Source organism: Pseudomonas sp. C27(2019) (genome assembly GCF_008807395.1).
In the GTDB taxonomy this organism is placed as follows: Bacteria; Pseudomonadota; Gammaproteobacteria; order Pseudomonadales; family Pseudomonadaceae; genus Denitrificimonas.
This window is the reverse complement of the sequence record NZ_CP043320.1, coordinates 592,551-614,179: the sequence shown is the minus strand read 5'-3', so window position 1 is coordinate 614,179 and position 21,629 is coordinate 592,551. Positions and strand designations below refer to the sequence as shown.

Below are 21,629 nucleotides of genomic sequence, written 5' to 3'. Positions count from 1 at the left end.
TAAAAGAACCAGTATTAACCTATCGTCCTGCACTGCCAGTACGCTGACAAGCTGCAAACACTGTTCGCAGGCAAAGATCTAAGAACAGCACTTTGTGCTGCTCAACAATCCTACGGCGCTTAAATCCGCCTTCAGTATTTTCGAATCCATATTCGAAACGCCATGCTCTGATCAGCTTCTCCAGCCGACACCTTGAGCCTAGAAATCTATTAATAGTCTGTACGGACTGAATCTATTCGCAGTTATTTCACCTATAAAATCATTTAGCCAGCGCAATTTATCGTGCTGGAACTGATCAAATTATTTATCAAATCTGATTCTCCACAAAAGAGACAGATTCTTTGGTCAGGTCCTAAGTGTCTGATAGATAAGCAAAATACTGCTGAATTAATCGTTGCTGCTCGCGTGAAAATGCGTGAAACGAGCAACCTAACTCGAAAAATGTGCGAATGGGAGCTTCCAGCAACTGGCTGGACAGCGCGTTGCTGAGGACTTCACCTACAGCATTTTTCTAGTTAATAAACACAGTAGAACATTCTAGGCAGAGGGCCGGGTCGCCAGCGGTACTGGTTGATTAGACCACTTAACACACTGCGTCACTCCCTCCTCTCTTCTCTGCGCATGAAATGTTCCAGCGGGTCGTGCCGCTACACCATCGACGTAGTGTGCCCACCAAAAACTCTCGGTAATTAGCGGGTGGTTTTGATGGGCACATTTCAGTGTTTTTAATTCGGTGATTTGCTATGAAACGAAATTTTGGTACTCGGCAACGCGACCCCATGCGAGCAGCTAGCGTGCTGCTAAATGCATCCAGAGATGCAGGCGGCACATCGTTTAGCACTGTAGCAACTGTGCTGCAGCGGTTTGAGAAATTTGTTGGTTTTGCTAGGGAGCGAGGAGTCTCACGTTTGGATAAAGTAACGCGATTGCTCGTGCAGAACTATGCTCTATTTTTACGCGACAGTGATTATAGCCCTGCTTATCAGCAAAATCTGCTCTCAGCAGTTAATACTGTTTTAGCTAGGGGCTACGAAAGTCAAAGCCAGCGATGGCAACCAGTAACAAGCCGTGCTGAGGGTTTAACGCGTCGCGACAATGTTCGGAAATCACCTACGACCAGTAAAGAACAGTTACTGCAGGCCCAGGCTGATATGCCCGAACATGCTGCAATTGTGGCTGATTTAGCCCGGGAACTGGGACTTCGCAGTAAAGAAGCAGCGTTATTAAATGCCCGTGCGGCACTTAAGGAAGCCAAGGAAAAACTTTTGGTGACAATCGTTGACGGAACCAAAGGTGGGCGCACGCGTAACGTGCCTGTAACCCAGCCCAGCCAGGTCGATGCACTCATCAAAGCAGCTCGTTTACAGGGTGATAATCGCTCGTTAATCCCGAGTCATCAAACGTGGGTAGAGTTCAGAGCGACCACCTTATACAACGGCAGAGCAGCGCTGAAACGAGCCGGTATCGCAGGTTATCACGCCTTACGCGCCGCTTATGCGGCTGACCGCTACCTTGAGGTAACAGGGTCTTTAGCCCCCTGCAATACTAATTGTCGTCGCACAGCAGAACGAGCTATTGACTTACACGCTAGGGAAATAATTGCCGAGGAACTCGGGCATGGCCGCACTGACGTTCTGGTGTCATATGTAGGGAGCAGAAAATCATGAGCAGCAAACACGACATCGTGCAGGAGATAAAAACCCTAACGCGAGATTATGTACGTAAAGGCGGTAAAACCAATCGCCGCCAGCAGCACAAACGGATGATAGAGTTTGGATTGTTTTGTCGAGACAGTTTACAAACCCCGAACCTGGCTGCGGTTGGTAAACGACATGTGGTTAGCTATTACAAAAGCCTTAAAAAGCTCAGCGATGCCACTCGATTGAGTCACTACTATGCGCTAAAAACCTTGTTTTCACTGGCTGGTAAAACAGTGCCTGTCAAACCGTTTTCCGGCTCAGACCATGAGATAGATTGCTGATGGCCCGTGTGAGCCAAGGCAAAATACTGCATCGCATGCATGGTTCGCCTAGATCAAGCCTCATGTAATGACATTTATAAAAAGCTTTCGCCGGCGAAACAAAAACTGAAACCGGCAGACTGGATATTTGATTAAACAACATGCGTGAACATTACACAGTCGTTTATTTATATGAGTACTACAACTGCAGGCGTTGAGTGAGTAATAAAAAAGCCCAGCTTATGCAGCTAGGTGTCAATGGCCATTACTTTTGATCCACTTTCGGCCATTAAAATTGACCCACCTACGATTATGTTTTATTCACTTTTTGCTTTAATCGATAGCTTTCACCTCCAAGCATAAATACGTGTGAGTGATGGATGACGCGGTCGATAATAGGCACCGCAACGTTGTCGTCATGGAAGAACTCACCCCAGCTGGTGAAGTCTTTGTTGGTGGTCAGGATGATTGACCGGTACTCGTACAAGCTATTGATAAGCTGAAACAGGTTATAGCGCGATTGGCGCGACATCGGCAGGTAGCCAAGCTCATCGATAATGAGCACGTCGTATTTACTCAACTGTGTGAGCCGCTTTTTAAGCTCGCCTTTCATTTCAGCCAGTTCGAGCTCTTCAACCAACGCTAGTGCGCTTTTAAACAGCACCTTGTAACCGGCCTGGATCGCTTCGTGGCCAATACCAATGGCCAAATGGGTTTTACCCACGCCTGGCGGTCCGATAAAGATCAGATTTTGACGCTCATCGATAAAACTGAAGTCGAGCAGCCCGCTGATTTGGCGCTTGGTGACGGTGGTTTGATGACGATAATCAAACTGGTCGAGACGCTTTTCACTGGGAAACTGGGCTTGCTTAAAGTGACGCTGAATACGATTCACATTGCGCTGTAACAGCTCATGTTCGGCCAGAGACTGAACAAAACCAAGGTATGAGATTTCATTGGCCTCAGCTTTGGCCACTAGGGTGGCCAGCTGGCTGGCAGCCGCAGTGAGACTCAGGCTACGCAGTTGTTTTACGGCACTGTCTAACTGGCTCATAACAGAGCTCCCTGCAAATTCGGCTGGCTGACACGTTGACACATACTGAGGTCGATCGGTGTGGAAACGGGCTCGTCACTGCTTAGCAGACGGCCACGGCTCTCGGTGCGCATCCACGCTTCAATATGCTCACGCAATTGAGTCGCGGTCAGCGTGTCGCGCTCAGTTAGGTGACTCAGCAACGCTTCTGGCAGCTCGTTATATTTGCCAAGCACCTCAAGTACACCACGCAACTGGTCTTTGTAATAACTGGGCATGGTTACTTTCAGTAGTGCCGCAATGGCTACGCCAGCGGCCTCACCGATGCGTTCCTGCAGTTGTAATTCTAATGTCTCTATAGCTTGGGCTTTGTCGCGATAATGGTCACGATTTTTGACAATAGCGCCTTTTTCCAAGCTAACCTTATGCTCGGCAATCACCTCTGCAGTGGCAAGGTCATGAATAAACAGACTGCTATTGCTTTCACTCACCCCGATGCGGTTTTTCTGCCATTGCATGGGCACCGAGTATTTGCTCGAAAGCCATGAGATCAATCCCGTTTTATCCACTTTGCGTGTAGCAAGAGGCGCGTCACTCAGCACATCTAGCTTGGGCTGATAATGGATCATGTGTGGCCGTTCTAGTTGGTCATAATGGCTCTGCGGTTGTTGTTTGGTCGTGCCATGCTCTCGAACGTTGGCCACGTTATTGAGCCAGTGCAAGGTATGCTCACGCAATTGAGTTTCACTTGAAAATACCTCGCCATACAAACAATCTTGCTTGACGTATTTAACGTCAGCTTCCACTTTCCCCTTACTTTCAGGATCAAAGCCTTCGCAGGCACGGATACGAAAGTTGGCCGTGGTTGCATACTGCGCAAAGCGTTGATTTAGTGTCAGCTCACGGTACTGCTCATGCAGCACAACCAACTTGGTCTGGTCATACACGCACTCTTCAGTCACACCGCCGAAGTACCGGAATGCCTCATCATGCATCTGGATAAAGCTTTGCGTGTTAATCGGCTGCAGTGATAAGCCCACGTACATTAACCGGCTGTACGAGAGCACGAACACCACGAAGTGTATGGTTTGAAGTTTGCCATTGATCAGCACTTGACGCAGTTCACCGGGATCCACCTGACATTGCACGCCGGGTACGGTTTCAATAATCGGCTCGTAATATCGAAACTGGCCAACGGTTACTTGCTGCTTTAACGCTTGCACATAGCGGCGCACGCTGCGCTCTGAGACTTGTAGCGTGCCAACTTTGTTTTTCAGCCGCCGCATCAGCTTCACAGCTGACAGTTTGGGGTATTCCTTGAGCAGGTTAATCAGGTAGTCACGGTAATTATCCAACCACTTATAGCGCGACGGATCGGCTTGCATCATGGATATTTCCTGCTCATCCAACTGCAGGTATTTCTTGACGGTGTTACGTGAAATGTTCAGTTCACGACTGATGGCTCGAATCGAAAGCCCAGAGCCTTTGCTATGCATTGCTTTAATTTTATGAATCACTGTCCACTCCTTCAACGCACCGTCCCCCAGCTTAAAGTTGATCGGGTGACGGCACATAAAAACGTGGCCTAAGCCACAAGAAGTGGGTCAAAATTAATGGCCAATAGTGGATCAGTTTAAATGGCCATTAACACTAGGCTTTTACTACCTGTAGTGATTAGGGTCAGGTTTCTCATGTAGAAAAATTGTTCTGCAGCAACTTATCTATACGGGCCAACTCACGACGTTGTTTTTTTAAAAACTCAGCAACTTCGCAAACTGCTGTGTAATGCTGCTCGATCTCATCAGTCAGTAGTCGCTCCTCAGGACCAGCCTCGTGAAAAACTTTCGCTCTGTAGCGATGTCCACGGTCTTTTGGCAGGGGTTTAAAATACTGACCCTCCTCACGGCCACCAATAAAACCATTGTGGTACCAGGTGCAGCTAAGGGCCTGGCCTTTTAGAGTCACACGCGTTGCGTAACGCGCAGGGGCGCTGCCATTTGACTGTAATTGTTTACGATATTTATAGTGGCGGTCGGATTGAGCCATCGCAAAAATAGCTAAGAGCTGCAACATTACACCAAGACATTTGCCAACATGGCTCAGCTGAGGCTGCATTACCAAATAAAGATTTTCTACTGGAAAGGCTTCTCGCTCTGCAGCTGCAGATAATTCAATCAGCTTGTCTAACTCATCAAGGCCCTTTGTAAGAGCAATAGTGTCAGTTATTTGATCACTCATGATCATCATCTCCTTTAACGTTAATTGGAAACAGGAGATTCACACGTGATTAACAAAACCCAGCTACCGATAAGTGACATAAAAAGTCATTTGGTGAAATAAATACAAATAAAACTTGTGAAAGCGCATTTTAGAGTAAAGCTTTCTCTTTTTTGATATTTCAGCCCGTCTAATTAGATTTGGTGCACGCTCAACCTACGTCCCATACGAAGAGTGAAAATAACCAAGAGATTATTCTAAAATATCTGCTCACCAATTGTTACTGACAGGGCCACATTACTTCATGACCTACCAACCATCTGGCTGGGAAAGGAGTCAACGTCTCAAGCTTGCCGCGGAATTCCTGAAACGAGTAACACAGGTTCACCAAATAACTCCTGAGTTCAGTTATAACAATGCTAAAGCATGTAGCTGTGAGCTTGCTCCCTCACTATTTCCCGCATCCACTCCCTTAATGGCTCAGGCTCAAGCACCTGCAAGCCAGCGCCTTGGCTCAACAACCAACGACGTAACTGCATCCCATCCAGCACCTGCGCTTCAAGCACATAGCGTTCAGCATGCTGCGGATCAGTCGTTAAGATTTGCTTGTCAGCTAAAGGCGTTTCTTTAAGATGCGCTGCGAGCCATGGACTAACGAGTAACTTAAGCGTAATACGCTGCCGATCAGGCAATACCCACTGCATTGCGCCACTGTCCAAATAATCATCAATATCAAACTCTGGGAACGATCGAACCGACTCATCCAGCAGCTCGACCTCTTGATAACGATGCAAAGCTGTAATGCGCACATCGTCAAACTCAAAAAACCGACAAATCAAATACAGCGTATGCCCTTGCTGCACCAAACCGTAAGGATGAATGATGCGCTCAGGCTTACCTTTATAGGTAGCAGAAAACTTCCGATTTTCCAGTACCGCCTCATAAATGAGCCCCACTGCTTCTGCATCGACTTGCGGTGCCTGCAAAAAGTGCTGCGGCACAACGCGTACTTTACTCATCCAGTCGTGATACTTGCTGGAGTTGTGCTGACGCAATTGCGCTTCCGCTTCCAACTGCCACGGCTCTAGATACTGCAAAACTTGTCGTGGCAATAGGGATTGCAAATGCTCCATAGCCATCGACACCGTCAATGCGGTCACCGCATCCATGCCAGGAAAGGCTAAATGCTGGCTGCCTTTACTAAACGCCCAGGCGACGCCAGTTTTACCGCGGCCCGTGGGTGTACTTTGTACAAGGGGAAAGTGACTTGATAGGCTAACCAAATCACGCTGGACAGTGCGTAAACTCACTGGATATCCCGCATCTTCTAGCCGCTCATGCAGCTGTTGACTGCTTATTGAGCGCGGCTCACGAGGAATCTGTTGCAGCAACAATAATAAGCGTAAAGATGAGTCTGCCATGCTGCACCTGCAAAGTTAAATGACAAGTAGTGTCGCATTAGAGTGGCATCATTACACCTCAGTCGCAAGCAGCGTATAGAGAGGTGAACAATGAGATTTCTAAGACCGCATCATTCAGCAACCCACTATAACGAGAACTTAAACCCTCGCGTACGCCAATGGATTTTAACGCTGCTCGTCCCTCTAGGCGGTATGTTCACCTATGCATCCGATGACATTGTAAGCGATGCATTGCTGCAAGCCCTGTTTGATTTTGATGACGCTGATATAGAGCTGTCCAAAGCAGAGTTGCACAGCTTGCTACGCAAAGAATATCGAAAGTGTTTAAATACACAGGCACGTTTGCCTGATGTTTTACAGAGCAATGTTGCGCAACTGGCCAAGCTGGTCAATTTAGATAGCGTGGAACGCTCTATTTTAGAGTTTGCCGTCGCGCTCTCAATGGATGCACGCTTAACCGATGCCGCCGATCTGCTCGGCGACCTGAATACAGCCAAGATGTTCTATAGCTTAGCGAAACTGTTGAACTGTCCTGAAAATGAGATTCGTGCGGCATTGTCCCGTGATGGCGCTTTAATGCGTACCGGCATCTTTAATTTAGGTAATTTTGATGGTGGGTTTTTAACGCAAAAGTTGCGGGTGTTGTCTGTGTCCTTTGCTGACACCTTGTATTGCGGCGCAGTCAGCCCGCAAGCCTTATTGCGAGATGAGATAAAGAAATCAGCTCCAGCACAGCTCAAGCTAAAAGACTACCCAAGCTTGTCTGAGCATTTGGATATTTTGTTGCCGTATTTAGCGCACAGTGTGCAACAGCGCAGCACTGGCGTGAACATTCTTTTACATGGTCAACCCGGCACAGGTAAAACAGAACTCGCGCGTTTGCTAGCTCAACTCAATCATTGCCAACTCTATGAAGTGGCCAGCGAAGACAGCGATGGCGACTCTGTAACCAGCCACTACCGTTTAAACGCTTACCGCGCCGCACAACACTTCTTTGCCAGCAACGACAGCATGCTGGTGTTTGACGAGGTGGAGGATATTTTCAGTGAAGACGCTAATCCCTTCAGCCAAAAATCAGCACTTGCCAGTAAAAACAAGGCATGGATCAACTTGATGCTGGAGTACAACAGCATTCCAACCATTTGGATCAGCAACAGCATCAATCGCATGGACCCAGCCTTTGTGCGCCGTTTTGATTTTGTGATTGAAGTGCCATTACCGAGTAAAGAGCAACGCGTAAAGTTGCTCAAGCGCTATAGCAAAGGCTTACTGGATAAAAAAACCTTACAAGGCTTGGCCGGGCAGGAGCAGCTCAGCCCTGCAGTGATAGAACGTGCCGCACATGTGGTGACCAGCATTGCTGCAAAACTTGAAAATCCTGCGCAAGCGATGCAGTTACTGATTGATAGCACCTTAAAGTCACAAGGTTACTCGACAGCTCAACCTGCCAAGAAACAGGCAACTGCGCAGTTGTATGATCCGGCTTTTATCAGCGCTGACGTTGACTTGGCTGCTCTGACTGACGGGCTTACTGCACAGCCAAATGCACGTTTGTGTCTATACGGCCCACCGGGCACCGGAAAAACAGCTTATGGTCACTGGTTGGCCAAGCAACTGGGTAAGCCTTTACTGCTCAAACGTGCTTCCGATTTGCTCGGCGCCTATGTTGGCGAAAATGAACAGAACATCGCCAAAGCGTTTAAACAGGCAGAGGAGCAAGGTGCGGTTTTGCTAATTGATGAAGTGGATAGTTTTCTTAGCGATCGCCGAGGTGCTCAACGTAGCTGGGAAGTCAGCATGGTCAATGAGATGCTCACACAAATGGAAAGCTTCTCCGGTATTTTTATCGCCTCGACTAACCTGATGGATGGTCTTGATCAAGCCGCATTGCGTCGTTTTGATTTGAAAGCTAAGTTTGACTTCTTAAGTACCGAACAAGTCTGGAAGCTGTTTGTCCGTCACTGTAAACAGCTGGACTTGCCGCATCGAAAAAAAACATTGCCACAACAATTAGCAGCACTGGAATATTTAACCCCTGGAGATTTTGCTGCTGTGGCACGGATGTCGCGCTTTAGCCCACTGCAAAGCGCGGAGGCATTTATTCAGGCGTTAAAAAATGAGGCAAGCCATAAAGAGCAGACTAAAAAACAAAAGTTTGGGTTTTAGTTGCTGCTCAAGCTGAGGCTCTCAGCTAACAAGTAAATATGAATATTTACAGGAATACTCGACTGCTATTTTTTCAACTACAAGCAAAATCAAACATTTATATGAACTAGTACTGCCTAAGTAAGCGTAATCCTGTATAAATCACTAAATTAATGACAATGCTACCCGCATAAAGCTAACGAGAGAACATTCAAATAATGAACAATATGCTTGTAAGCCCTTTATTAAAAGTCTCACCAGATGGGCCAGTATCTTCTATATCTGAAGATTTAATTCATTTGCGTCAAGGCGAGCTTGATGGTGCATGTGGTCCATACTGTTTAGTCTCAGCGCTTATCGCGCTGGGCTTAATGGACAGAAACAACATTCAAAATAACATGGGCAATTGGAAAGGAAATACAAGAGATGGTCGCTTTCGCGATGCTTTATACGCCTTTGGTGTATGGACCAATGAAGGCACGCATGGTGAAGACCTGCTATGGCTAACTGACTTTTACAAAAGAAAGGGTCTTGAGGCGTACCATGTAAACAGCAGCAAAAAAGAGGTATTTGCCACTGTATGTGAAGAGCTCGGTGAGAGAGCTATTTCTATAATCCGAGTCAATTGGATTAATGGCGGTGCTCACTGGCTGCTCGTAGTCGGCTATCAGTACACTGAGACTGAAGAAGGTACTCAGGCAACTCATTTACTATGCTTAGATCCTGGGCAAGAGACATCTAAAACCAGCTTATGGAACGCAGTAATCGAGGTGTTCAATAACGATGGCTCGTCAGTAAACTTGGGGAATAAATCATCTAACTTTTGGGGAATGGATGGCGTATTGATTAAATGCCAAGTTAAGGACGCTGTAGTTCTTTCTTTGTCAAAAAAATAGACTTCGCAATTTATCAGGTAAAACTGGCCACCTATTTATATTTAATCCAGTTACTTCACTATGTGATGTTGAGCCTGAATGAATGAGAAGTCCTTAGAGTTGAAAAATCGTAAATCAAATGGCTTTTACCACCCGTATCAATCACAAACGGCACTACTCGAAGACGTAATTTTTCTGCTAACTGGAAGTAGCCATCAATAGGCTGTGAAAAGCTGTCTGTGGCAGGATAAATCAGAAACAACTCACCTTCTCCTGCCAAGTATTTATGGCCATACGCAAACATTTGATAAAAGTCTGCTTGTGACAAACCATACTTATTTGAAGCATCAGTGCCATCAACTAATTTCCACTTGGTATCGAGCACATAGACTGGAGTAGTGTTGTGTTCAATTAGCAAATCAGGTTTCAGAACAAACAGCTCTTTACTAGAGCTTTCCTTGACGTGCACGGCCAATCGTCTACTAGCGATTTGTGTCCGTAGTTGAAGATGGCTAGGTAGCTGTTTATGTAACACCTGAGCAACATAAGCCTCGAACACGACCTCCATCGGAAACAGCAACGTTGGTGAGTCATTATCACCTTTCATGCTCATGGGTGAAAAACCACCAAGAATCAGCTTGGCCCAAGCTAGTGCAGGCCTGTAATGGGCCATTCCTCTACTCAGTTGCACCTGATTAAAGTCATGCTTTACATTATTACTGGCAGGAACATCGTCCAAAGCAAAAAGTAACTCGTTTGAGAACTTATGATTATGATGACTCGTACAGTAGCTACGCACCTTAATCAGTGCTGATTTAAGCAAACGATTGACTGGGTTATCATTTAAATACTCATCAAACTCGCAGTAAAATCGCTGCTGCTGGGTAAGGTTATGCTTAATTTGTTTAGCGACATTAAGCTTGCCTTTTTTCACTAACAAATTATCTTCTACAGCTACATAATCACGCCGCAAACCACGCTTCACTACATGGTTAACGCTTTCTAAAAAGTGAATAATAAATACTTCAAGCAATGGCATGCTCAGGGTTTCAATGCGTGTGCTTTCTAATTCGATATGACGAAACTCACCCAAAGCTTGAAGCATTACCAGTAATGTTTTGCGCGCATCTACTAAAGACTCAGATTTCCTACCTGTTTTAGGCAGTACCTCAATGTGCTGTCCAGAAGGTACAAAAATCACACCAGCGTAACTTTTAACCTGCAATAAACGGCATCCTTGAATACATCTAGGCTGGAGCAACTGATTAAAATCAGAGCCATCCTCAGTCAAGCAGCGCTGCTCAAGATAAGTAAAGTCCTGGTCTGGAATAAACACATAGCCTTTAAGCAGCGCTAGCTGCTTGTCTGCACACAAATGGCCATATTCAAAAACTGTAGGGTGAGTTTGCATCTAAGACTCATCAGCCTCTTCACTTCTAGTGAGTTGAGCATAAATACTTTTATATGCTTCAGGGCTTGTCCAAACGCTGTCATCTTTTGGTTTTAAGCTGTAGCGCTTGGGCATATCACCAAAGCGATTTAGATCATGCTGACTGCCAAACAACTGCGTCAGAGTTTTGTCTGATAGTTCTTCTTCGATTACGAACTGAGAAGCTTCTGCACGCTGATTATCACCGAGTACTAAACGGATTTTTTGCCAATCTTCAAAAAAGTACTCTTGTAACAAAGGAATGACTTTTCCTTGAAAAACTTTTTGTAACTCAAGAAAAGCCAGATCTTCATCACCACCATCAAAAATTTCCATAATCGGTATAAAAAACGCATGACCTAGCATATGCTCGCGGTCATAGAGTATTTCAATACGCTCATTCAGCTTCTGCAAGAGCTTGGCCAGATGAATACCTTTAACGTCAGCATCACCTAAGCTATCAAGATTCGGCATCATTTCTACAAAATCAAAGCGACGACGTAAAGCTGTATCAATCAAGGCTAATGAGCGGTCGGCGGTATTCATGGTACCAATGATATCGACGTTACTTGGCACGCTAAAAGATTTACCGCTGTAAGCAAGATTAATAGAAATGGAATTTTGAGTACCGCTACGTTTATCCGGCTCAATCAGGGTAATAAGTTCGCCAAATATCTTAGAGATGTTTCCTCGATTAATTTCGTCGATAAAAATAGCGTACTGATTTGAAGGGTCTTGCTCGGCTAGACGACAAAGCTTTAAAAAGGCTCCTGGCTCTACAGAGTAATTCAGGCTACCGCTTTCATCAGTTTGCGCTCGTAATCCCTCAATAAACTCTTCATAGCCGTAGGACTGGTGAAAGGTCACACTAGCATAACGCTTTAACTGCTTTTGCGACTGAGGGCCTTGTTTTAAGGTCTGCTGTAAAGCTATTAAGTCTTCTATAAGCTCTTTTTTCTCGTCAACCAAACGCCATGTGGAATCACTGTCTTTATCAAAAACAGCCGGCTCCCTACGTTCTTTGGTGTTGACTGTTATTGAGTCTGCAACAGTAAAAGATTGCAAGGTACCCCAAGCTGTCTGAGCTAACCCTTTGTCACGTCCATTTAATTCGGTTTTTGCTTTAAAGTATTTATGCTCAACTAGTTGTGCAACTTTAGCTTTGCCACCTAGATCAAGCATGCATAAAGTAATAACTTGCATCCAAGTTAACGGTGCAATTTCTTCCGCTAGAAAAGCTTCAAGAGTCAATCCTTGCTTCTCACTTGTGTATTGTTTAAATAACTGCTGCAGCTTAAATGTTTTACCTGTGCCCGGCGGACCATAAAATATTTGATTTATTGGTGGGCGCGATGTTTTAACGCCCGCGCCTGCATACTCCTGACTGTCTTCGCGCACTTGTTGTAAATTCTCGCTAGAAACAACATCATCCTGAAGACTCCACAGTGCTATATTGCGCTGGTAGATATCTATGTCGCTAGGCGTCAAACTTGAAACAGCATTTAATAGCTCTTTGTTCTGGATAACCCAAGAGTCAGATTCTGCTATATCAATCTGGTACTGCGTCTTAAGGGCTTTAAGTACAGCTATAAAATATGTATCACCAACAATACTTGTATAAAGATCCGGAGCAACAGCTGCAAAAACACGGTGTATAACGCTAGGTAAGCGACGACTAAAACTGCCATCTTTAAGCCAAACATGCTTTATTTTTTGATAGGTTTCATCCGTGGGCGAGGAAAAAATTTTTTTTGTTATTTTCCTGAGAAAGTCGCTGCTATTGTCAAAATCTTTACGGTACATAGCACCTTGGCCAACAGATGCGACACCATTACTACGGTCGTACCAAAGGTTTTGTAGATCACCATCGCTAATAGTGCCAGCCCGTTTTATGTCAGCGACTTGCTGGCAAGTTTCTTTATAAGACTTGTACCACCTAGTATTAAGTTTGTTAGCAACGTACCAAGTCAGATACTGGGTTAGTGAATGTTTTGATTGGCCGCTATCCCAGAGTTGCTGGAGTTTGCTATGTTCAGCCTCACCAATTTCCAAGCCTGATCGCTGTGGACACCAGTTGTAGTCCGTAATGGCTAAGTTAAGCAGCATCAGCGGAAGCAGGCCTTGAGCGCAGGTTGGTCTAAATTCGTCGACAGTAAACTCTATCGTGGATATTTGTTTAGTAGCGTCAGCCCAATGATCTTGTAAAAAGCTTTCCTTGGTCACAGTACCTTTAGCAATAATTCCTTTAGGGTCTACTCCAACGCGCATTAAGTACACAGTATCGCCTAACTTAGGTTGTTTGCTATAGCAGGTCCAAGTGTCTTTATCACCGACAGCATAAGTCAGTGTTTTCTCTGGATTATTAGAGAAATGCTTGGGATTAAACGTAAGTAGATAAGCAGACATAATATTTCATTCCTTGATTTTTTAGATTTACAGCCTAGCAATGCACTGCCACGGAAAGTAATAAGCCTACGAACACTTAATAAACGTCACCTCAAATGCCTTGCACAGTCTGAATTGCTGCATTCGATTGGCAAAGGAAAAGGCATCATTCATATCGTACTGCTGGAAAATATCCAAGCCGCGATCTAATGAGATTTTCCAGCCATGGTCGGTAATGATGTGCCGGGCGTGCAGCGTGCCGGTCTGATCAAATTCCCAGGTGAATAGAATGCCAATACTGGCTGCTGATTCTTGGATTTTCTCGAACCACTCTTCTTGCTGTTCTTGGCGAAACTCATCTGCGACGGTAACTAGATTGATAGTGACTTCTTCATCAGCAGGCTTATTTCTTGCGATAATTTCCAGCAATTCCATCAGGTTCCGTGCTTGAAAGAACAGTCGTATATATGGATCAGTGATGGTCAGGCTACGTGCATCCTTAAGGTACGGTCCAAACAAACCGTCATAACTGATGCCCTTCTGATTCTCTTGAAACGTTAGATGTTGTTCCTGTAAAAGCGCTTTTTCTGCTGTAGAAATAACTGTACTGCTGGGCGCGCTCGGTAATGATGCAGACTGCTCTATAGCTACGGCTTGGTCCGGCAATGCCATCTGCGGCTCTACATCCCCTACCTTCTGCTGGTAGTGGTTCGGGTATTCCAATTCTTCTAACGTGGCAACTCTCACTTCCTGCCCCTGCATATCGCTATAACTGAAGCACACAGCAGGATAAGTCGTATCCATACGCATCAACTGATCTTTGACGCGTTTACGGCCTTCAATAGAGAACTTGAGGATTTCCTCAATCTCTTCTTCGCTGGCCTCACCATGCGGAAAAAGGATTTTCATCAAACCAGAAAATGTCTTGTTGATACCATCACGGTCACGGGTGGAGATGTCGCTCGATAGTGTAAACATCTGCTGGTAGCGGTCAGAAAAATCCTGATTGCGGAACGCTCGTAGGATTTCTGCTAAGTAATCGACTACAAAGCCGTACCCTTCAGAAAACATCTCGCCACGAATAATGTCTACTTCCCAACCGGGGATATAGAAGTGCATACGGTCAAGAAAAGCAGTGTCGCGAAAGTTTTCTGGCAAGTCATCAAACAAGTGCGTGTGCTTGAGCATATACGGCACTGTATGTTGCGTATTACCAACAAATGCCATGGAAGCTTCAGCGCCAAGTGTTTCTACCCCGCGAGAGAAACTCTTGTTGGCCATGTAGTTTTTCATGATATCGACAAGCGCTTTATCAGTACGCTTTTTCTTACCGGCAAACTCATCAAACGCAACGCAGTCCCAATATCCAACAAGGCCGATTTTTCCAGATGAGTTATTTACAAACAGCTTAGGTACTGTGACTTCACCACCGGAGATAAGAATACCGTGCGGAGAGAATTCAGAGTAGATATGCGACTTACCGGTCCCCTTAGGACCCAGCTCAATCAGGTTGTAGTTACGCTCACAGTAAGGAATTAAGCGTGTGAGTTGCGTCAATTTACTACGCTTGCCGAATTTCTCTGGATCAAACCCCATGCTTTGTATCAACAGGTCAATCCATTCGTCTAGTGTGAATTCTTGTCGTGCCTGCAGATAACCCTCAAGGTCAAAGTGCGACATTTGAATGGGCTTAATCGTAGATAAAACCCAAGGCGTAATCCGTTTGTCTTCACTGTGATCGTATTCGACATCGGCAATGCACCACACACCACTAACCAGCAACTTAGGATGCCGCTTAATTGTGTCGGCATCGACCAGTAATTTTTTAATACCCAGATTAGCAAACTCAGCCTCATAGACATCATCTTTGTCATTGAGCGACACACTGATCCTATCGATAACCTTGTAACGTCCTTTTTCGCGGATATTGGAACGAATCAATCCTGCCTCATTACGATGTACGTAATGTTTGGCAAGAATCTCTTTCACCGTGTCGATACCGGTCTGGATACTGGCCTCATCATTGGTTGCGCAATACTGACCTAGCAAATACTCCAACACATAGGTCGGCACAATAGCATTGCCTTTGACAGTCTTTACTAGATCCTTGCGTACCACTAGCCCAGCAAAGTGGGTATTGATCTTGTCATCCAGTGTCGTCACAGGTCATCACCTAAAAATCAAAGTCGCCAGTAAAGGAGCGGCGCAGTGTATAGCTGCGGGTTTTGTAGATCTGGTAATGGGTGGTACCAGCGTGTTTTTCCTCAAGTCGGAGTATCACTTCCTGCCCATTAGCTTTGTCCGATTCAGCACTCAGCAGGAAGCGCACCTGCAGTTCACGCTCGCGAGAGTTGGTTGATGTAAAGTCAAATGTTAGTTCATGACAATCCGAGATCAGCTCGCCATCCTGAGTGTAAATCCCTGCACGTAATTGCAATGATTGGACTTTGTCCGTTACCGGTTCTTTCTGATACAGCGCGATACCCAGTTGACTTGAAGTAATCACCGAGCTGGCACTGCCCAAGATATCCACCTCTACCCTACTGACATCACTCTGACGCGCTTTGCTAACGCGTAATACTGGCACCACTACTTCCTGAAGTGTCGCTCCACCATGAACAAAACGGCTGCCGGAACCTTTTAGACGCAAACGGTTAATCGACTTAGGTAACTGAACCTGCACTTCGCCTTCTAGCGCCAGTTGCTCAGGGCTGAGTGAGTGTAAACTGGCATGCGGTTTCAAGCCTTTACCCAACACAAAGCGGCGGTCACGATATAGGATTTGCTCCCCCTGCACATCAGCAACAGCAAAGTCACTTTCATCAATGGCTCTATCTTGATAGATAAAACCATGGTCTGCAGTAATTAAAATACTGCTGGCATTAGCCCCAACCAGTTTTTTAACTAAGCGCAGCAAGTCTTGCAAAGTCTGTTCTGCTGCTTCAAACGCTTCGCCTTCAGAGTGCATTTTATCGCCAGTGTGATCAATACGATTGTGATAAATATAAATCACATCATTGCGCTTGAGCAGCTCACGACTCTCAATCTGATTCATGTTCAACAGTTTGTCTGCCGTTATGGCTTCACCCCGGTCATTCAGCGCTTTCTTCAAAATCTTATTGCGATTGTCCGTACCCATACTGCTTTGCCCATCGACCAGAACGGTTGCAGTTTCATTATCTGCAATCTGTAAGCTCGTATTAGGCAGCAGCGCTGCCATGCCTAGCTGAGTGTAACTGGGCAGCATGGACAACATTGGTTCTAGTTCAGCGCTGTAGCGGTCTTCTTGGTTGATTAAACTGAGCAGTTCGTCACCAATTTCATAGCGCATCGCATCAGAAACGATTACACATACACGCTGTTCTCGACGCAAATATGGCTGCACATAGTGATCAAAAAACTGGTTCTGTCGGCGTACTGGCAACGCCTCCCATAGGCTAATGCCATCAACAAAACCTTGGAAGTCATCCCCAAGTTTGAGCAAGTAATTGTTGGTGTACAGATTCTCCACCTGCTCAAGCAACGGTCCCATCAAGGAAATCTGACCGGACTTACGGGCATGGAATACGTACTTGCGGTACAACTGATCCAGCTTGAACCACTTTGTACTGTAGAGCTGTACTGCCTTACTTAAGCTCTGACTTCCAAGGCTGGTTTCAGCCAACTGTTGAATAAACAGAGCGGCATACTCAATAGCCTCGTATAGATCTTGGTAACGATTGTACCAATAGCCCTGACGGCGTTGACGTATCCAAAGAATGACATCACCGGTAGAAACTGTGCGAGCTACTACCTCACGAACCAAGTCGCTAATTATCTTGCGGTCAATCAGCTCGAAATAATCCAGCTCAACCAGCTTACGGAAATCGCGTTTGGCTAAATCTTGCTCCACCCCCAAAACTTCAGCGCACTGGTTGGACCAATACTCAAAACCTTTGGTAAAACTGCGGCTGTCTTTCCAGCGTTTAAGAAATACCAGCGCATCATTGCTCAGTTGCACAGTGCCATCAGTACCCATTGCATAGCACGACTTAAATAACTCTATTACAAAATCTCGAATGCTCGGGTCGGTAGACTGATAACCGTAATAACGTGACATTTGCTGCCACAGAAATGCATTCAGGGCGCTACGCTCAATTAGATTGATACTGTCTTCACAGCCATCGACTAACTCTTCCAGCAGGTGTTCCAGTATCGAATCCAGTCTTGGCTCACTACCGGCACAGACAGCGAGTATTTTCATACGCACCATGCTGGGCGTATCGTCGTTGGCCAGCAGCTTTTTCAAAGCATTCTTGCGCACGCTAGCTTGGAAAAACTCGATGTGCTGATTGACTAGATCAGCAAATTCTAAGCCCAACTCCAAGTCTGCCAACCAAATTGCCGTCTGATCGGTGCGAAACTCTCCATGTGCCAGTTGCACATCCAGCAACCAGTTATCAAGAGCGTCGGGTTGTGGACCGTGACTATAAAGCAAAAACTTCTGTGTCGGCTGCTCACGCAAAATACGATGCTTTACAGCGTATTCGTTATTGCACAGCTCGATCTTTTCCACGCTCGGCAGGGCTAAAGCCTCATACTCCTCGCGCAGCTCTTGTTTGCTGTCATACCAGAAAAGAATACGATGCTTGCCAAAAAGGTTAGCGAGCGACTGCTGAATGCGATTACTTGTCATGCTTTAATCAGAATCCTTTGCGGCTAGACCTGGGATAGTTTTCAGAGCTGCACCGAGTTTAGGGTAGTTAACTTTTACGCCATCGTCCAAATCAATCTCGACCTGCTCTGTAGCTAGCGGGTACAGAGTGTCGCGCTCGTATTCATCCAGCTCAATTAACACCTTATTGATCCGCTCAATTTCTTTTAGCGCCTTGGTTTTATCACTTTGGCTGCTGCTGGCACTGTTGCTTACTGCCTCCAAGTGCGCCTTCTGAGCAATAAGCTTGTCGCGGTATTTACGCAGGTAGTCGTTAAGCACTACGCTCACTGTATCCGAGCGGTAGCGGTGCATGTAAATCAACGCATTAAAGCTGCCCTTAGGGCTGGAGAATAGCCAATAAATGGGGCGTTTCTTATAACGTCGCCAGTGGTCAGCGTAAAACTCTTTAAGGAAGTAATCACGAATACTGTAGTTGCGGCTGCCTTTGACGTTTAGCGCTGTTTCGATAAAGGCTAAGTTGTCATCGTAATGTTCGGTACCGAAGGTAACTTTGAGAAACTCTTTGAAACGTTCAACCACATCATCAGTGAACCAGTCGCCGTCAAGCATAGGGATAACGTTATCCTCATCTGGCTTGAAGCTTGGTTCTGGGATTTGCGCGTAATAGGTTTGCGCAGTATCACCTTGATTAGCCAGCACTAAACCTTCTTTATCCAGACTATAGCGACCAAACATGCAGCCTACGGCATAAGAAATAAGCTCACGCATGGTATCAGCAATTAACAGAGTCTCTAGTTCCTCTTTGCTTTTTTTACCGCCATAGCGATAGCTCGGATTGCAAGTCAGTGTGACTTCATTAAGAGATACTTCAGGGGTAAGTTCATCTATCAGGTTATAAGCATCTATGAAAACTCTATTATTTTCTTCCTCCAACCGTTGCATCTTTAACGTAATGTCTTGCCAATTGCTTCGAAGCTTTTTATAACTAGCTTCTAATGTTGGTTCGCGTAAGTTGATATTAAGTATAGGTAAACCAGTAAAACCCCATGAGCTTTCATAGGAATCCCAATCTTGTTTTGCTATAGATACACAATCAGCTGATACCCCTTCTTTAATCTCCTTGATGTATGGTAGGTTTTTAGCGGTTCCTACAGTAACGTTTACTGTACTTCCTTGGATTTTAAGTAGTTGAGCAATGGCGCAACTATTTAAAGAGGCCAAAAGCAGGTGCAGATTGTCTCCAAATGCTGACGGTGCGGCATCAACAAAAGCAAACTGGTTTGTACGGAGTCTAAATGATGGACGGCCTGTTGCTACTTTCCCCCAAGCTACAGCATCTTTAAAAAAATACTGAGTGTTTCTCGGTACAGACTTTTCAAAATTTCTAATCTCATGCCCATCACCTTCCCAATTCATAACAGTCTCATTGCTACCAAACCATTTCCTAAAGCCTCCTGCTTTATCTGTTGGCACCCATTTTTCTTCACCGTCAGAGCTTAGCCTTATTTGAGAGTAACTAACCTCCCAAAAGCATCTTAGAAACCGTGAGTCATCCCTAGTTCCAAGCCCCTCTTTGACATCAAAATATTCGCTAACTTTTGGAAAAACAAATGCTTCTCTGACTTTCTTAGATAACCAATAAGCAATCGGAGATTCAGGTATTTTTTTAAAATCACTTGATGATGCATTAAAAAAATTACAGCTATTTCTGCGGCCTTTAATAGCCTCAATAGTCATTTTTGATTTTTCAAACTCAGAGTTACCATCAATTAAACGTAAATAGTCGCCATTAATGACAAAATCATTAGAGTTTTTTAAAACGAATGCTGTTGTAGACACAACAACTCCGCCGATTGTGTCAAAGGCACGCTCTCCAAGATGTGCCATGCTCAAGATATTTATCTCGGTAAGCATCTTTAGCCTTAATTTTTCAAAAGATGTGAGAAACATCCAGCTTTGCATAGTAATCATAGCTACTGATCCAGACTTCAGAGCCAAGTCAAGGCTACGTTCAATAAACATAGCGAATAGATCAGATTTGCTATTTGGATAATTATCTCCAGCCCATTTGCTTAGCCGCCCATTCATACCTTTACCACCCATATATGGTGGATTAGCAACAACTACATGATACTTTGGACTGAGATAATTAGCTTGCTCTAGTACTTGCAGTACTTTTTGATGGGTTTGATTGAGAAACAATTGTCCTGAGATATCTTTTAACTCCAAAATTTGGAGAATGGCATCAACGTCAGTGCTATCAGGACGGATCAAAGAACCAAAATTATCAGCCTCTTCGAACTGGCGTAAGGTGGTCTTTAACGAGGCCGTAAAAAGGTCACGACCAACAAAATCAATGTACTCATCCAGTTCGTCTTCTTTGAAATTAATGTTTTCCAATACACAGATATTAGGTTTAACGCCCTTGCTAAAGAATCTGCGCTGTTTAGCGCGCGCTTTCATGGTCAGGGCAAAAGCAGCCAACTCTCCTGCACGCTCGTCGATTTCGATGCCGTACAGGTTGTGAGTAAGGATTTTCTCAGGGATATCGGCAGGCTCGTACCCCTCTTCTTCGTAGATCCTATACAGCAAATCAAAGGCATAAGTCAGCATGTGGCCGGAACCACAGGCTGGATCACAAATCTTGATTTCTTCTGGCTTACTGATACGTAAAAAATCTTCCTCTGCTTGTTCAGGCTTGATGTAGTAATCCATCTGCTCCGCTAGGCTAGAGTCTGGGCGATTGAGCAGCCACAAGCGTCCTAAAGAGTTTTCTACCAAGTACCGCACGATCCAGCCTGGGGTAAAGAGTTGCGTGGCTGCCGGAATATTTTCCGGAGTAACTTTTTTATTTTTCTTCAGCCCCTCAAATACCTGGTCTTTCTTTTCTGCAATATAAAACTGGTACAGCCAGCCAATCACCTCTACATCAGCGCAGGCTTCTACAGTCATCGCTTCACGGGTTTGCGCCAAAATAGAGTTAGCCGAAAGCAAGTTGTCCGGCATCAACAGCTCGGTATAATCGTCAATACGCTGGAATAAAAACGGCATAGCCGCGTTCCAGTAATTACATGTAGCGACTAACAGCAAGCGATAGGCTTCTACTTGTGGATCTGCACTGGGCTGTTGATTATTGAGTAAAGCAAAAATCTTCTGTCGCGTTGCTTCTGGTACTTGGCTTTCATCGATATGACCCATTTTAGCTTCGGCTAAGATCTCTGGCTGAAACTGGCCTTCTGCCGGTGAAACCACACCTATACGTGTATAACGATTCACATCCATAAACCGTAAAGCACAAATACGGTTGAACCATATATAGGCTACCCGCTCAATCACCTGCTCTTGCCCATCTTGAGCAATGACTTCTTGCAGTTGTTTAAGCGCCTTGGGGGCTTCACGCTGAGCAGGGCTATCTACAGCCAGCACAAGGCTAAGCTTGGCTTTTACTTGCTCCATTAAAGTGCGACGAGCAAGTGATGCGAATGTTTTAAGTTTACTGGTATCCAT

Annotated in this window: 13 protein-coding genes; 4 read left to right on the top strand and 9 right to left on the bottom strand. The window is 45.3% G+C overall.

The features are described from left to right. The first annotated feature begins 743 nt into the window (after positions 1–743). Positions 744–1,667: an integrase domain-containing protein gene (locus FXF61_RS02860; RefSeq protein WP_151183854.1), complete on the top strand. Its 924-nt coding sequence runs from the start codon at positions 744–746 to the stop codon at positions 1,665–1,667. Next, positions 1,664–1,981 (top strand): hypothetical protein, encoded by a 318-nt coding sequence (locus FXF61_RS02855; RefSeq protein WP_151183853.1) that lies wholly within the window; start codon positions 1,664–1,666, stop codon positions 1,979–1,981. Before FXF61_RS02860 ends, FXF61_RS02855 begins: the two co-directional genes overlap by 4 nt. 289 nt (positions 1,982–2,270) lie before the next feature. Here FXF61_RS02855 and istB read toward each other — a convergent pair whose 3' ends face one another. The 4 genes from istB to FXF61_RS02835 form a co-directional block, all read right to left on the bottom strand. After that, positions 2,271–3,014: an IS21-like element helper ATPase IstB gene (gene istB / locus FXF61_RS02850; RefSeq protein ID WP_151183852.1), complete on the bottom strand. Its 744-nt coding sequence runs from the start codon at positions 3,012–3,014 to the stop codon at positions 2,271–2,273. Beyond that, entirely contained in the window at positions 3,011–4,510 is a 1,500-nt protein-coding gene (gene istA, locus FXF61_RS02845) for an IS21 family transposase (RefSeq protein WP_178087249.1), read from the bottom strand. The genes istB and istA overlap by 4 nt, the downstream gene beginning before the upstream one ends. 172 nt (positions 4,511–4,682) lie before the next feature. Then, positions 4,683–5,231: a conjugative transfer protein MobI(A/C) gene (mobI, locus tag FXF61_RS02840; protein WP_178087248.1), complete on the bottom strand. Its 549-nt coding sequence runs from the start codon at positions 5,229–5,231 to the stop codon at positions 4,683–4,685. 398 nt (positions 5,232–5,629) lie between these two features. Then, positions 5,630–6,631, bottom strand: a complete 1,002-nt coding sequence (locus FXF61_RS02835; protein ID WP_151183849.1) for a YafY family protein — start codon at positions 6,629–6,631, stop codon at positions 5,630–5,632. A 90-nt stretch (positions 6,632–6,721) separates the two neighbouring features. Between FXF61_RS02835 and FXF61_RS02830 the strand changes: the two genes are divergently transcribed. Continuing rightward, on the top strand, positions 6,722–8,797 hold the full coding sequence (locus tag FXF61_RS02830; protein WP_151183848.1) for an ATP-binding protein: 2,076 nt from the start codon (positions 6,722–6,724) through the stop codon (positions 8,795–8,797). A gap of 197 nt (positions 8,798–8,994) precedes the next feature. Continuing rightward, positions 8,995–9,672: a hypothetical protein gene (locus FXF61_RS02825; protein WP_151183847.1), complete on the top strand. Its 678-nt coding sequence runs from the start codon at positions 8,995–8,997 to the stop codon at positions 9,670–9,672. Positions 9,673–9,730: 58 nt separating this feature from the next. On the opposite strand, the gene FXF61_RS02820 is transcribed toward FXF61_RS02825, so the two are convergent. From FXF61_RS02820 to pglX, 5 genes are all read right to left on the bottom strand, one after another. Continuing rightward, on the bottom strand, positions 9,731–10,942 hold the full coding sequence (locus FXF61_RS02820) for an McrC family protein (protein WP_218571835.1): 1,212 nt from the start codon (positions 10,940–10,942) through the stop codon (positions 9,731–9,733). Positions 10,943–11,062: 120 nt separating this feature from the next. Next, the gene (locus FXF61_RS02815; protein WP_151183845.1) at positions 11,063–13,486 is read right to left on the bottom strand and encodes an McrB family protein; all 2,424 of its coding nucleotides are present in this window, start codon (positions 13,484–13,486) and stop codon (positions 11,063–11,065) included. A 66-nt stretch (positions 13,487–13,552) separates the two neighbouring features. Continuing rightward, positions 13,553–15,628, bottom strand: coding sequence for a BREX system Lon protease-like protein BrxL (brxL, locus tag FXF61_RS02810; RefSeq protein WP_151183844.1), 2,076 nt, complete (start codon positions 15,626–15,628; stop codon positions 13,553–13,555). A 10-nt stretch (positions 15,629–15,638) separates the two neighbouring features. Next, positions 15,639–18,140, bottom strand: a complete 2,502-nt coding sequence (gene pglZ / locus FXF61_RS02805; RefSeq protein WP_151183843.1) for a BREX-1 system phosphatase PglZ type A — start codon at positions 18,138–18,140, stop codon at positions 15,639–15,641. A 3-nt stretch (positions 18,141–18,143) separates the two neighbouring features. Next, on the bottom strand, positions 18,144–21,629 hold the full coding sequence (pglX, locus tag FXF61_RS02800) for a BREX-1 system adenine-specific DNA-methyltransferase PglX (RefSeq protein WP_151183842.1): 3,486 nt from the start codon (positions 21,627–21,629) through the stop codon (positions 18,144–18,146).